A 14,076-nucleotide genomic window follows, 5' to 3' on the forward strand; every position below is an offset into this window, starting at 1 on the left:
AGAAGAGACACGCAGATGACCGAGCAGGCCACCGGGGCTCATCCGACGCCGCGGCCCCGTTCCTCCGGACCGCAGTCCGCGCCCGTCGAGCACGTCACGGGTGCGCAGTCCCTCATTCGCTCTCTTGAGGAAGTCGGCGCCGACACCGTGTTCGGCATTCCGGGCGGTGCGATCCTCCCGGCGTACGACCCGATGATGGACTCCACCCGGGTCCGTCACGTGCTGGTCCGCCACGAGCAGGGCGCGGGTCACGCGGCCACCGGATACGCCCAGGCCACCGGCCGGGTCGGGGTCTGCATGGCCACCTCGGGTCCCGGTGCCACCAACCTGGTCACCCCGATCGCCGACGCCCACATGGACTCCGTCCCGCTGGTCGCGATCACCGGCCAGGTCGCCGCCAAGTCGATCGGTACGGACGCCTTCCAGGAGGCGGACATCTGCGGCATCACCATGCCGATCACCAAGCACAACTTCCTGGTCACCAAGGCCGAGGACATCCCGCACACCATCGCCGAGGCGTTCCACATCGCCTCCACCGGCCGCCCCGGGCCCGTCCTCGTCGACATCGCCAAGGACGCCCTCCAGGCGAAGACCACCTTCAGCTGGCCCCCGCAGACGGACCTGCCCGGCTACCGCCCGGTCACCAAGCCGCACGCCAAGCAGATCCGCGAGGCCGCCAAGCTCATCACCGCCGCCCGGCGCCCCGTGCTGTACGTCGGCGGCGGCGTCGTCAAGGCCGGGGCCACCGCCGAGCTGAAGGTCCTCGCCGAGCTGACCGGCGCCCCCGTCACCACCACCCTGATGGCGCTCGGCGCCTTCCCCGACAGCCACCCGCAGCACGTCGGGATGCCCGGGATGCACGGTGCGGTCACCGCCGTCACCGCGCTCCAGAAGGCCGACCTGATCGTCGCCCTCGGCGCCCGCTTCGACGACCGCGTCACCGGCAAGCTCGACAGCTTCGCCCCGTACGCCAAGATCGTCCACGCCGACATCGACCCGGCCGAGATCGGCAAGAACCGCGCCGCCGACGTGCCGATCGTCGGGGACGCCCGGGAGGTCATCGCGGACCTCGTCCAGGCCGTCCAGGCGGAGCACACAGAGGGCCGCACCGGCGACTACACCGCCTGGTGGAAGGATCTCGACCGCTGGCGCGACACCTACCCGCTCGGCTACGACCAGCCGGAGAACGGCATGCTGGCCCCCCAGCACGTCATCGAGCGCATCGGGCAGCTCGCCCCCGACAACACCGTCTTCGCCGCCGGCGTCGGCCAGCACCAGATGTGGTCCGCCCACTTCATCGACTACGAGCAGCCCGCCACCTGGCTCAACTCCGGCGGCGCCGGGACGATGGGGTACGCCGTCCCGGCCGCCATGGGCGCCAAGGCCGGCCGCCCCGACGCCACCGTCTGGGCCATCGACGGCGACGGCTGCTTCCAGATGACCAACCAGGAACTGACCACCTGCGCGCTGAACAACATCCCGATCAAGGTCGCCATCATCAACAACGGCGCCCTCGGCATGGTCCGCCAGTGGCAGACCCTCTTCTACAACCAGCGCTACTCCAACACCGTCCTGCACGCCGGTCCCGAGGGCGCCGACCAGCCCAACGCCGGTACCCGCGTCCCCGACTTCGTCAAGCTCGCCGAGGCCATGGGCTGCGTCGCGATGCGCTGCGAGTCGCCGGACGAGCTGGACGCCGTCATCGCCAAGGCCAACGCCATCAACGACCGGCCCGTCGTCGTCGACTTCATCGTCCACGAGGACGCCATGGTCTGGCCGATGGTCGCCGCCGGCACCTCCAACGACGAGGTCATGGCCGCCCGAGGCGTCCGCCCCGACTTCGGCGACAACGAAGACGACTGAGCCGCGCCGAACGCAGAGAGAGAACGACGTCCATGACCAAGCACACCCTCTCCGTCCTGGTCGAGAACAAGCCCGGTGTCCTCGCCCGGATCACCGCCCTGTTCTCGCGCCGCGGCTTCAACATCGACTCGCTCGCCGTCGGCACCACCGAGCACCCCGACATCTCCCGCATCACCATCGTGGTCAATGTCGAATCCCTCCCGCTGGAACAGGTCACCAAGCAGCTCAACAAGCTGGTCAACGTCCTGAAGATCGTCGAGCTGGAACCCGGCTCGGCCATCCACCGCGAACTCGTCCTCGCCAAGGTCCGCGCGGACAACGAGACCCGCTCGCAGATCGTCGAGATCGTCCAGCTCTTCCGCGCGAAGACGGTGGACGTCTCCCCGGAGGCCGTCACCATCGAGGCCACCGGCTCCAGCGACAAACTGGAGGCCATGCTGCGGATGCTGGAACCCTTCGGCATCAAGGAACTCGTCCAGTCCGGCACCATCGCCGTCGGCCGCGGCTCGCGCTCCATCACGGACCGCTCGCTGCGCGCGCTGGACCGCAGCGCGTAACGGGCGTCGCGCGCCGCGCACATCGGCGCGCACGCCCCGCGCGCATCCCCGCGAGGACACCTCTCGTTCGCCCGGTACGGGCGGCCCCGCCGCCCGCATCGCGAGACCCGGACACGTCCACCACCCCGCCCGCCGTACGGTGGGACGCATCATCAGCACACCAAGGAGATTCCCAGTGGCCGAGCTGTTCTACGACGACGACGCCGACCTGTCCATCATCCAGGGCCGCAAGGTCGCGGTCCTCGGTTACGGCAGCCAGGGGCACGCCCACGCGCTGTCGCTGCGCGACTCGGGCGTCGACGTCCGGGTCGGCCTCCACGAGGGCTCCAAGTCCAAGGCCAAGGCCGAGGAGCAGGGCCTGCGCGTGGTGACGCCCGCCGAGGCCGCCGCCGAGGCCGACGTCATCATGATCCTCGTCCCGGACCCGATCCAGGCGAAGGTCTACGAGGAGTCCGTCAAGGACAACCTCAAGGACGGCGACGCGCTCTTCTTCGGGCACGGCTTCAACATCCGGTTCGGCTTCATCCAGCCCCCGGCCGGCGTCGACGTCTGCATGGTCGCCCCCAAGGGCCCGGGCCACCTGGTCCGCCGCCAGTACGAGGAAGGCCGCGGCGTGCCCTGCATCGTCGCCGTCGAGCAGGACGCCACGGGCAACGGCTTCGCGCTCGCCCTGTCGTACGCGAAGGCCATCGGCGGCACCCGCGCCGGTGTCATCAAGACGACCTTCACCGAGGAGACCGAGACCGACCTCTTCGGCGAGCAGGCCGTCCTCTGCGGTGGCACCTCCGCCCTGGTGAAGGCCGGCTTCGAGACCCTCGTCGAGGCGGGCTACCAGCCGGAGATCGCCTACTTCGAGTGCCTGCACGAGCTGAAGCTCATCGTCGACCTCATGTACGAGGGCGGCCTGGAGAAGATGCGCTGGTCCATCTCGGAGACGGCCGAGTGGGGCGACTACGTCACCGGCCCGCGGATCATCACCGACGCCACCAAGGCCGAGATGAAGAAGGTCCTCGCCGACATCCAGGACGGCACCTTCGCCAACAACTGGATGGCCGAGTACCAGGCCGGCCTGCCCAAGTACAACGAGTACAAGAAGGCCGACGAGAACCACCTCCTCGAGACCACCGGTCGTGAGCTGCGCAAGCTCATGAGCTGGGTCGACGAGGAGGCGTAAGCCCTCGGCGGGGGCGGGCCGGGAGTCCCCCGCCCGCCCCCGCGTACGCCGGTGCGGGCCCGCTCGCACCGGCGCGGCGCACCGGCGTACGGTGGTGCCGCGCGCCGTTCCCGTCCGCCGGGAACGGCTTGCCGGAGTGTGCGCGGGACGCCGTCGGCGGTTCGGACAGGATGTCCGGCCTCGTACGGGTGATCCTTCCGCTCAGGCGGGTCGGCGACCACCCCGGCACCACTACACTGCACGGACATACGCGTTTGCAGGCCCACAGCGTCGTGCGTCTCTCCACGCGGCTACCCTCCACCGCATGCGGCCGTCGGGACGGCCGTCCGCAATGGGACTTGTGAGGACTCACGTGAGCTCGAACCCCGCCAAACCGGTCGTACTCATCGCTGAAGAACTGTCGCCGGCCACCGTCGACGCGCTGGGCCCGGACTTCGAGATCCGCCAGTGCAACGGCGCCGACCGAGGCGAGCTGCTCTCCGCCATCACCGATGTCGACGCGATCCTCGTCCGCTCCGCCACCAAGGTCGACGCGGAAGCCATCGCCGCCGCCAAGAAGCTGAAGGTCGTCGCCCGTGCCGGCGTCGGCCTCGACAACGTCGACGTCTCCGCCGCCACCAAGGCCGGCGTGATGGTCGTCAACGCCCCCACCTCCAACATCGTGACCGCCGCCGAGCTGGCCTGCGGCCTGATCGTCGCCACCGCCCGCAACATCCCGCAGGCGAACACGGCGCTCAAGAACGGCGAGTGGAAGCGCTCCAAGTACACCGGTGTGGAGCTGGCCGAGAAGACCCTCGGCGTCGTCGGCCTCGGCCGCATCGGCGTGCTGGTAGCCCAGCGCATGTCGGCCTTCGGCATGAAGATCGTCGCCTACGACCCCTTCGTGCAGCCCGCGCGGGCCGCGCAGATGGGCGTCAAGCTGCTGAGCCTGGACGAGCTGCTGGAGGTCGCGGACTTCATCACCGTCCACCTCCCGAAGACGCCGGAGACCCTCGGCCTCATCGGCGACGAGGCGCTGCACAAGGTCAAGCCCTCGGTCCGCATCGTCAACGCCGCGCGGGGCGGGATCGTCGACGAGGAGGCCCTCGCCTCCGCCCTCAAGGAGGGCCGCGTCGCGGGCGCCGGACTCGACGTCTACGCCAAGGAGCCCTGCACGGACTCCCCGCTCTTCCAGTTCGACCAGGTCGTCGCCACCCCGCACCTCGGCGCCTCCACCGACGAGGCGCAGGAGAAGGCCGGTATCGCGGTGGCCCGCTCGGTCCGCCTCGCCCTCGCCGGCGAGCTGGTCCCCGACGCGGTCAACGTCCAGGGCGGCGTGATCGCCGAGGACGTCCGTCCGGGCCTCCCGCTCGCCGAGAAGCTCGGCCGCATCTTCACCTCGCTCGCCGGCGAGGTCGCCACCCGCCTCGACGTCGAGGTGTACGGCGAGATCACCCAGCACGACGTGAAGGTGCTGGAACTCAGCGCCCTCAAGGGTGTCTTCGAGGACGTCGTCGACGAGACCGTCAGCTACGTCAACGCCCCGCTCTTCGCACAGGAGCGCGGCGTCGAGGTGCGGCTGACCACCAGCAGCGAGTCGCCCGACCACCGCAACGTGGTCACCGTGCGCGGCACCCTCAACGACGGCCAGGAGGTCTCGGTCTCAGGCACGCTGGCCGGGCCCAAGCACCTCCAGAAGATCGTCGCCATCGGCGAGCACGACGTGGACCTCTCCCTCGCCGACCACATGGTCGTCCTGCGGTACGAGGACCGTCCCGGTGTCGTCGGCACCGTCGGCCGCGTCCTCGGCGAGTCCGGTGTCAACATCGGTGGCATGCAGGTCTCCCGCGCCACCGTCGGCGGCGAGGCGCTCGCCGTGCTGACCGTGGACGACACCGTCTCGCAGGCCGTTCTCACCGAACTGGCCGACGAGATCGGCGCGTCGGTGGCCCGCTCGGTCGACCTGAGCGACTGACCGCACCCCGCAGCAGCCCGCAGGGCCCGTACCGCCTCGGTGGTACGGGCCCTGCGGCGTGCGGTCAGGCGGGGCGGGTGGCGGTCAGGACGGTGGCGGCGCGTTCCTCGTCGTGGTGGAGGGCCGGGGCCAGGCCCGCCGCGGCCAGCACCTCGCGGGCGGTCCGGGCCTGCCGCCCGGTCGTCTCCACCAGCAGAGTGCCGCCCGGGGCGAGCCACCGCCCGGCCTCCGCGGCGACCCGCCGCAGCACCGCCAGGCCGTCGTCGCCGCCGTCGAGGGCGACCCGGGGTTCGTGGGTGCGGGCCTCGGCGGGCAGCAGGGGGAGGTCGGCGGTCGGCACGTAGGGGACGTTGGCGACGAGGACGGCGACCCGGCCGCGCAGGGCGGCGGGGAGCGCCGCGTACAGGTCGCCCTCGTGGACCTCGCCCACGCCCGCCAGGTTGCGGCGGGCCCAGCCGGCCGCGACCGGGTCGATGTCGGCGGCGTGCACCTCGGCGCGGCGCCCCGAGGCGGCGAGGGCCGCGGCGGCCGCGCCCGAGCCGCAGCACAGGTCGACGGCGACCGGGACGGGGCCCCGGGCGCGGGCGAGCAGGTCGCGGGCGAGGGCGAGCAGGAACTCGGTACGGCGCCGGGGCACGAAGACGCCGGGCCCGACCGCGATCCGCAGCCCCGCGAACTCGGCCCAGCCGACGACGTGTTCCAGCGGGTGCCCGGCGGCCCGCCGCGCCACCAGCCGGTCGAGCGCGGCGAGGCCGTCGCCCCCGCCCGAGGCGGCCGCCTCGGCCAGCAGGGCCGCCTCCTCCTCGGCGAAGATGCAGCCGGCGGCGCGCAGGCGGACGGTGGCCGCCGCGACGGCGGAGGGCGGTACGTCGGCGGGCTGAACGCGAGCGTCCGCGCCCGGGGACGAAGAAGTGCCGGAGGAGGGGGACATGACAGCCTTTCGGAAGCCTTCGGTGTGCTTCCGCGCGGCTCTAGCCTCGTGAGGCCGACGGCGAGACGGACGGGAACACCCGGTGGATACGCACGGGGATCGGTCTCACCTCCTCGGTCGGGGCCCGGAACGGGCTGCGCCACCGTACCACCGGGACGCCGCCCGGGCCGGGGAGAACTCAGCTGCCCGCGGCCGGAGCGAGCGCCCCGCCGTCCCCGGCCCCGTCCGGGGGCGCGGGCTTCCACCCCGGCGGCCGGAAGACGTAGCCGAGCTTGTCGCGCAGGCGGGGTGCCGAGCGGACGTCGGCGAGGATGTTGCCGTACTCGTGGTACTGGAGCGTGAAGACGTTGTACGTGTCCACGGGCTTGGTCAGGCCGTAGGTGGGGCGGTGCGTCTCCTCCTGGAAGGTGCCGAAGAGGCGGTCCCAGACGATGAGGATGCCCCCGTAGTTCTTGTCCAGGTACTCCGGGTCGCTCGCGTGGTGGACGCGGTGGTGCGAGGGGGTGTTGAGGACGAACTCGACGGGGCGGGGGAGCTTGCCGACCGCCTCGGTGTGGGTGAAGAACTGGTAGACGAGGTTGAAGGAGAAGGCCACGTAGATGGTCCACGGGGCGAAGCCGAGCAGCGGGAGCGGTGCCCAGAAGATCGCCTCCGACCAGGGGTTCCATTTCTGGCGGACGGCGGTGGTGAGGTTGAAGTACTCGCTGGAGTGGTGCGCCTGGTGGCCCGCCCAGCCGATCCGCACCCGGTGCGAGAAGCGGTGGTTGGTGTACCAGGCGAGGTCCACGGCGATCAGCAGCAGGACCCAGCTCCACCAGGTGTCGGTGGGCAGGTGCCAGGGCGCGAGGGCCGCGTAGAGGTAGACGAAGAGGACCAGGGTGGCGGCCTTCAGCACGGCGGTGGAGACGAGCGAGCCCATGCCCATCACCAGGTTGGTGCGGGAGTCGGGCCACGAGTGGCCCTTCGGGCGGTCCCCGGGCGGGCGTTCCGCTCCGGGCTCGCGGCGTTCGGCACGGTCCAGCAGGGCGAACGAGGCGAGTTCGATCCCTGCGAACAGGGCGAAGAACGGGGTGGCGTAGAGCAACGGGGTGTTGATCACGTCCCACAGGTCGGACAGCATCGCGGCTCCTCGGGGTCGGCCCGTCGGGAATTGACTCGTGGGTAAGTTACTCAGAGGTCAATTCGCGGTCAATGGGTCGCGCGGACCGGAAGGGAGCGGTCGGGTCAGGAGTGGGGGCCCAGGACGATGTGGAGCATCCGGGCGGCGCGGGCCGCCATGTCGGCGGCCGTCTGCTCGGGGTGGTCCAGCCACCACTGGACGATCGCGGTCACCGCGTGCTGCCACACCGCGCTCAGCAGGTCGTGGTCGAGCGGGTCGTCGTCGCCCGCCGCCCGCAGGATCTCCGCCGTGCCGACCGCGCCCATCTCGGCCAGCCGCTCGCGGTACTCGGCCGCCGCCGCGTACGCCGCGCCGTCCTCGGGCAGCGTCGTGTCGTGCACCACCGACCAGGCCCGGCGGCAGTGGTCCAGCACCGAGAAGATCGCCGCCAGCGTGTCCAGCGCCCGGGCCTCGGCGGTGGTCGCGGTCTGGGCCGCCTCCACCTCGCCCACCAGCAGGCTCCCCGCGTAGTGGGCGCTCGCGGCGGCCAGGCCGTCCTTCGAGGTGAAGTAGGTGTAGATCAGCGGCTTGGAGATCCCGGCCCGCTCCGCGACGGCCGCCACCGAGGCCCGCGCGTACCCCTGCGTCCCGAACTCCTCGACCGCGAGCCGCACGATCTGCCGCTCGCGGTCGGCGCGGGCCACACCCTTGGTGCCGGTCCTGGTTTTGCTCTCGGCTCGGGGGGTGGGGCGCGCGCTGGTCACGAAGGGAGCCTACCGAGGGCCGGGCGGGGGCGTGCCGGTGTGTCAGGCGGAGGGGCGAGCGGCGGCGGCCACCACCTCGTACGCGCGGCCGTGCACCTCGTACCCGCCCAGCACCGCCATGCCGAACCCGTCGACGTGCACCTTCCGGGACGCCTCGTTGGCCCGCTCGACGAAGGCCACCACCGCCTCGGCCCGGGCCGCGGCCGACCGCAGCGCCGCCTCGTACAGGCCCCGCGCCACCCCCTTGCCCCGGTACCCGGCCCCGACCACGACGGGCCCGTACAGCAGCCAGCGCGTGGCGCTCAGCGGCCGCCCCTGCCACTCCAGCCGGTCCTGGGCGGCCAGCAGCGCCGCGACGGGTGGCGGCGGGTCCGGTACGTCGCCGGGCGCGGCCAGGCAGACGAGGCCCGCGAGTGCGCCGGCCTCCTCCGCGACCAGGACGTTCCCGGCCCCGGCCATCGCCCGCAGGGCCGCCTCGTCGAAGGAGCCCTGCACGAACCCCTGCTCGGCGCGTTGCCGCTCGGTCAGCGCGTCGTGGCGGTTGGCCGCGAAGAGCGCGGCCAGGGCGGGGGCGTCGTCGGGGCGGGCGGGGCGGATGCGCATGGGGGGATGCTGCCACGTGGGGGTGGTGGGCGCGCGGTGCGGGAGGCGTGGTGCGGGGCGTGGCGGGCGCCTCGTACGGGGCGGGCGACCTGGGGTTTTACGTATGCGGGGCGGGTGCTGCGACGGGGCGCGCGAGGCCCCGCGTCACAACCGTGCCGCCTTCAGGGCCATGTGGAGCAGGAGGCGGTCCTCGCCGTCGTCGAGGTCGAGGCCGGTGAGTTGTTCGACGCGGGAGAGGCGGTAGTAGAGGGTCTGGCGGTGGACGCCGAGGGCGGCGGCGGTGCGGCCGGCCTGGCCCGCGTGGTCGAGGTAGGTCTCGGCGGTGCGCGCCAGTTCCCGGTGCGCCCCCGTCAGCAGCGGGGCGGTGGCGGGGTCGGCGGCGGTCGGTGCCGACAGGGCGGTCAGCAGGCGGTACGGGCCGAGGGCCGACCAGTGGGCGACGGGGCCCAGCCGGGGCTCGGCGTGGGCGGCGCGTGCGGCGGCGAGGGCCTCGCGCCAGGCGCGGGCCGTCTGGGCCATGCCGGTGCGCGGGGTGCCCACGCCGGCGGCGGCCGCGCCGGAGAGCGCGCGCAGGCGCTCGGCGGCGGTCTCGGCGGGGCCGAGCGCGCCCGGCGTACGCAGCCGGACCAGGGCGGCGAGGACCGCCGGGGCGGGCGCGGGGGAGTCGGGTGCGTCGCCTGGTCCGGCTCCCGGGGCGGCGGGCGGCCCGAACGCCGCCTCGCTGCCGGGCGGCGCGGGCAGGACGCAGAGCGCGGCGGCGCCGGGCAGGCGTCCCACGCCGGGCGGCTCGTCGAAGGGCCACGGGCCGACGCAGACCACGGCGTGCAGCCGGTCGGCCTCGGAGCCGAGGGCGGCGCGCAACGCGGCGTGCGCCTGGTCGTGCTGCCAGCCGGGCGCGGCGGTCAGCACCGCCCGGAACTCGCGGGTGACGTCCTCCCCGGCGGACGCCTCGTCGGCCATGAGGGTGCCGATGCGGGCGGTGACCGCCATCGCCGCGTCCAGCTGCCCGGACGAGGGGCGCGGGTCGGTGTCCAGCAGCCAGACGTAGCCGCGGACGATGCCCCGATGGCGTACCGGCAGGCAGATCCGGCCGCGCAGCACGCCCGCCTCCGGGGAGGCCGGGATGTGCACGGGGCCGGTGGCCCGGGCGATGCCGTACGCCTCGAACCAGGCGCGGACCTGGGCGGTGGAGCGGCGGGTGAGGATCGAGCGGGTGCGGACCGGGTCCAGGGCGGTGGTGTCCAGGTCGCCGCCGCCCTCGTGGGAGCCGAAGGCGATCAGCTCGAAGTCCCGGTTCTCCAGTGTGGCCGGGGCGCCGAGCAGCTCGGAGATCTCGTCGACCAGGTCCTGGTAGTCGCTGCGCACGCTCCCATTGTCACCCGGCGCGCGCCCCGCTTCATACAGATGTCTGAGATCGCGGCCACGGATGCGTGACAGCTGTAGATGGCAGGCCGGAAGCGGCATCCTTACATTCAGGGTGGTTGAACATGCTGTTCCCGATGTGCCCCTTGCGGGCGCACCCGTGCCGTTCGCCCCACAAGGGCGGAGTGCGGGCGGGACGGCCCATCTCTCGTGCAAGTTGTGGAGGTGCCCGATGCTGGGTCCCGTGATCCTCGCCGCGTCGCGCAGCGACAAAATGCGCCGCCTCGTGTCGGCCGCCCCCGTCACCAAGCAGGTCGTCGACCGGTTCATCCCCGGCGAGACGGTCGACGCCGTCGTGCCGATCGTGCAGGAGGCCGTGGCGAGCGGCCTGGAGCTGACCATGGACGTGGTCGGCGAGGACATCACCACGCCCGAGCAGGCCGCCGCCGCCCGCGACGCCTACCTGGAGCTGATCGACCGCCTCAAGGTCCTCGGCCACGGCACCAAGGCCGAGATGTCGGTGAAGCTCTCGATGTTCGGCCAGGCGCTGGAAGGGGGCCACGAGCTGGCCCTCGCCAACGTGCGCCCCGTCGTCGAAGCCGCCGCCGCGATCGGCACCACCGTGACCCTCGACGCCGAGGACCACACCACGCTCGACTCGATGTTCGCCATCCACGAGGAGCTGCGGAAGGACTTCCCGCAGACCGGCTGCGTCATCCAGTCGTACCTCTTCCGCACCGAGGACGACGCCCGCCGCCTGGCCGCCGCCGGCAGCCGCGTCCGCCTCGTCAAGGGCGCCTACAAGGAGCCCGCCTCGGTCGCCTACCAGGACAAGGCCGACATCGACAAGGCGTACGTCCGCGTGCTGCGCATCCTCATGGAGGGCGACGGCTACCCGATGGTCGGCTCGCACGACCCGCGGCTGGTCGCCATCGCGCAGGAGCTGGCCCACCGCGCGGGCCGCAAGCTCGACGACTACGAGTTCCAGATGCTGTACGGCATCCGCAGCGACGAGCACCACCGCCTCGCCGCCGAGGGCCACCGTATGCGTGTCTACACCGCGTACGGCACCGACTGGTACGGCTACTTCATGCGGCGGCTCGCCGAGAAGCCCGCCAACCTCCTCTTCTTCTTCCGCTCGATGCTCACCAAGGGCTGAGTCCCTCCCGACGGCAGACCCCAACCGCACCAAAGGAGTCACGAGACCCATGGACGCAGTGACCAAGGTCCCCACCCCGGTCAACGAGCCGGTCCACGGCTACGCCCCCGGTTCCCCCGAGCGTGCCCGTCTGGAGGCCAAGCTCAAGGAGCTGGCCGAGAACCCCATCGAGCTGCCGATGACCATCGGCGGCGTCAAGCGCCTCGGCGCCGGTGAGAAGTTTCAGGTCGTCCAGCCCCACAACCACCAGGCCGTCCTCGGCACCGGCGCCAACGCCACCGAGCAGGACGCCCAGGACGCCGTGGACGCGGCCCTCGCCGCCGCCCCGGCCTGGCGCGCCCTGTCCTTCGACGACCGCGCCGCGATCATCCTGCGCGCCGCCGAGCTGCTGTCGGGCCCCTGGCGCGAGACGCTGGCCGCCTCGACCATGCTCGGCCAGTCGAAGACCGCCCAGCAGGCCGAGATCGACACCCCCTGCGAGCTGATCGACTTCTGGCGTTTCAACGTGCACTACGCGCGCCAGATCCTCGCCGAGCAGCCCCCGGCCAACTCCCAGGGCGTGTGGAACCGCATGGACCACCGCCCGCTGGAGGGCTTCGTCTACGCGATCACGCCGTTCAACTTCACGGCCATCGCCGCCAACCTGCCGACCGCGCCCGCGCTGATGGGCAACGTCGTCGTGTGGAAGCCGTCCCCGACGCAGACCCACGCCGCCGTGCTGCTCATGCAGCTCCTGGAGGAGGCCGGGCTGCCCAAGGGCGTCATCAACCTGGTCACCGGCGACGGCCTCGCGGTCTCGGAGGTCGCACTCAACCACCGCGACCTGGCCGGCATCCACTTCACCGGCTCGACCAAGACCTTCCAGCACCTGTGGAAGACGGTCGGCAACAACATCGAGAAGTACCGCACCTACCCGCGTCTCGTCGGTGAGACCGGCGGCAAGGACTTCGTCGTCGCCCACCCGAGCGCCGACCCGGCGATCCTCAAGACCGCCCTGACCCGCGGCTCCTTCGAGTTCCAGGGCCAGAAGTGCTCGGCCTCCTCCCGCGCCTACGTTCCGGCCTCCATCTGGAACAACGGCTTCAAGGAGGAGTTCGCGGCCGAGGTCGACGCCATCGCCATGGGTGACGTCACCGACCTGTCGAACTTCATCGGCGCCGTCATCGACGAGCGGTCCTTCGCCAAGAACAAGGCCGCCATCGACCGCGCCGCCGCCGACCCGACCTGCACGGTCATCGCGGGCGGCACGTACGACGACTCGGTGGGCTACTTCGTCCGCCCGACCGTCATCGCCTGCACGGACCCGGAGAACGAGGTCTTCACCACCGAGTACTTCGGCCCGATCCTCGCCGTCCACGTGTACGAGGACGACCAGTACGACGCCATGCTCGACCAGATGGAGTCGGTCTCGGACTACGCGCTGACCGGTTCGGTCATCGCCAACGACCGTGCGGCCGCCGCGTACACGATGGACAAGCTGCGCTACGCCGCCGGCAACTTCTACATCAACGACAAGTCGACCGGCGCCGTCGTCGGCCAGCAGCCCTTCGGCGGCGGCCGCGCCTCCGGCACCAACGACAAGGCCGGTGCCCCGCAGAACCTGATGCGCTGGACGCTGACCCGCGCCATCAAGGAGACGCTGGTCCCGCCGACCGACTACCGCTACCCGCACATGGGCTGACCTCCGCCCGCCGGGCCGCCGCCCCACGCGGCGGTCCCCCCGTACTCCGCCCCCGCCCGGTTCCCCCCGACCGGCCGGGGGCGGTGTCATGTCCGGCCACTGCCCCTCTACGCTGCCGGTGTCCGGGCGCCGCCACGGGCCGCCCGGCGACGAGGGAGGGGACCCCCGCCATGACCGCCGCCGCGCCGCCCGATCCGCACACCCGCCGCCACCTCACCTGGGACGGCTGCTTCAACGTCCGCGACCTCGGCGGCCTCGGCCGCCACGCCCCCGGTGCCTTCGTCCGCGCCGACTCCGTCGAGAAGCTCACCGCCGCCGGCTGGGCCGCCGCCCACGCCCACGGCGTACGCACCGTCCTCGACCTGCGCAACGACGACGAACGCGGCACCGACGCCGCACCCCGCCCCGACGGGATCACCACCGTGCGCCTCCCGCTCGACGGCATCGAGGACACCGCCTTCTGGGAGCCCTGGTTCACCGACTGGCGCTGGGGCACGCCTCTGCACTACCGGCCGTTCCTCGACCACTTCCCCGAGCGCGTCGCCGCCACCGCCGAGGCCCTCGCCGCCGCCGCGCCGGGCGGCGTCGCCTTCCACTGCGCCGCCGGACGCGACCGCACCGGCCTCGTCTCCCTGCTCCTCCTCTCCCTCGCCGGCGCCACCCCCGAGGAGATCGCCGCCGACTACGCCCTCAGCGAGGCCCGGATGACCCCCGTCTTCACCGCCCTGGGCCGCGCCGAGGAGGCCGCCCAGCTCGTCGCCGCCTACCGGTCCCACGCCACCAGCCCCTACGCCGAGATGCTCAAGGTCGCCCGCCGGTTCGACGGTGCCGCCTACCTGGCCGCCGCCGGGGTGCCCGGGACGACCGTCGCGGCGCTCCGGGCCCGGGCCACGGGACAGCCCCGGGGCTGACACGGAAGCGGGGTACGC

The 14,076-nt window shown here is 72.5% G+C and carries 12 protein-coding genes; 7 read left to right on the forward strand and 5 right to left on the reverse strand.

Annotated features, from left to right (window positions below; all coding sequences use genetic code 11):
• Positions 1 to 15: 15 nt before the first annotated feature.
• The 4 genes from IF45_RS0117685 to serA all read left to right on the forward strand — a co-directional run bounded on the left by IF45_RS0117685 (position 16) and on the right by serA (position 5,548).
• Positions 16 to 1,863: an acetolactate synthase large subunit gene (locus IF45_RS0117685; RefSeq protein WP_008407512.1), complete on the forward strand. Its 1,848-nt coding sequence runs from the start codon at positions 16 to 18 to the stop codon at positions 1,861 to 1,863.
• Positions 1,864 to 1,895: 32 nt separating this feature from the next.
• Positions 1,896 to 2,420 (forward strand): acetolactate synthase small subunit, encoded by a 525-nt coding sequence (ilvN, locus tag IF45_RS0117690; RefSeq protein ID WP_003951028.1) that lies wholly within the window; start codon positions 1,896 to 1,898, stop codon positions 2,418 to 2,420.
• Between the two features lie 175 nt (positions 2,421 to 2,595).
• Complete coding sequence (gene ilvC / locus IF45_RS0117695; RefSeq protein ID WP_003951029.1) at positions 2,596 to 3,594, forward strand: ketol-acid reductoisomerase; 999 nt, start codon at positions 2,596 to 2,598, stop codon at positions 3,592 to 3,594.
• Between the two features lie 331 nt (positions 3,595 to 3,925).
• Positions 3,926 to 5,548, forward strand: a complete 1,623-nt coding sequence (serA, locus tag IF45_RS0117700) for a phosphoglycerate dehydrogenase (protein ID WP_044474672.1) — start codon at positions 3,926 to 3,928, stop codon at positions 5,546 to 5,548.
• Positions 5,549 to 5,612: 64 nt separating this feature from the next.
• On the opposite strand, the gene IF45_RS0117705 is transcribed toward serA, so the two are convergent.
• The 5 genes from IF45_RS0117705 to IF45_RS0117725 all read right to left on the reverse strand — a co-directional run bounded on the left by IF45_RS0117705 (position 5,613) and on the right by IF45_RS0117725 (position 10,310).
• Complete coding sequence (locus IF45_RS0117705; protein WP_030308298.1) at positions 5,613 to 6,479, reverse strand: putative protein N(5)-glutamine methyltransferase; 867 nt, start codon at positions 6,477 to 6,479, stop codon at positions 5,613 to 5,615.
• Positions 6,480 to 6,657: 178 nt separating this feature from the next.
• A complete protein-coding gene (locus IF45_RS0117710) occupies positions 6,658 to 7,599 on the reverse strand; it encodes a sterol desaturase family protein (RefSeq protein WP_008407519.1) in 942 nt (313 codons plus the stop codon).
• Between the two features lie 104 nt (positions 7,600 to 7,703).
• A complete protein-coding gene (locus IF45_RS0117715) occupies positions 7,704 to 8,342 on the reverse strand; it encodes a helix-turn-helix domain-containing protein (protein WP_051720709.1) in 639 nt (212 codons plus the stop codon).
• 42 nt (positions 8,343 to 8,384) lie between these two features.
• Complete coding sequence (locus tag IF45_RS0117720; protein ID WP_008407523.1) at positions 8,385 to 8,945, reverse strand: GNAT family N-acetyltransferase; 561 nt, start codon at positions 8,943 to 8,945, stop codon at positions 8,385 to 8,387.
• Between the two features lie 144 nt (positions 8,946 to 9,089).
• Entirely contained in the window at positions 9,090 to 10,310 is a 1,221-nt protein-coding gene (locus tag IF45_RS0117725; protein WP_015507058.1) for a PucR family transcriptional regulator, read from the reverse strand.
• Positions 10,311 to 10,539: 229 nt separating this feature from the next.
• Here IF45_RS0117725 and IF45_RS0117730 point away from each other — a divergent pair, with 229 nt between their 5' ends.
• The 3 genes from IF45_RS0117730 (at position 10,540) to IF45_RS0117740 (ending at position 14,058) form a co-directional block, all read left to right on the forward strand.
• Entirely contained in the window at positions 10,540 to 11,466 is a 927-nt protein-coding gene (locus tag IF45_RS0117730) for a proline dehydrogenase family protein (RefSeq protein WP_003951037.1), read from the forward strand.
• A 49-nt stretch (positions 11,467 to 11,515) separates the two neighbouring features.
• Complete coding sequence (gene pruA / locus IF45_RS0117735) at positions 11,516 to 13,147, forward strand: L-glutamate gamma-semialdehyde dehydrogenase (protein WP_003951038.1); 1,632 nt, start codon at positions 11,516 to 11,518, stop codon at positions 13,145 to 13,147.
• 170 nt (positions 13,148 to 13,317) lie between these two features.
• The gene (locus IF45_RS0117740) at positions 13,318 to 14,058 is read left to right on the forward strand and encodes a tyrosine-protein phosphatase (RefSeq protein ID WP_030308302.1); all 741 of its coding nucleotides are present in this window, start codon (positions 13,318 to 13,320) and stop codon (positions 14,056 to 14,058) included.
• Positions 14,059 to 14,076 lie beyond the last annotated feature (18 nt).

The sequence above is a fragment of the Streptomyces albidoflavus genome (assembly GCF_000719955.1).
Taxonomy (GTDB): Bacteria; Actinomycetota; Actinomycetes; order Streptomycetales; family Streptomycetaceae; genus Streptomyces; species Streptomyces albidoflavus.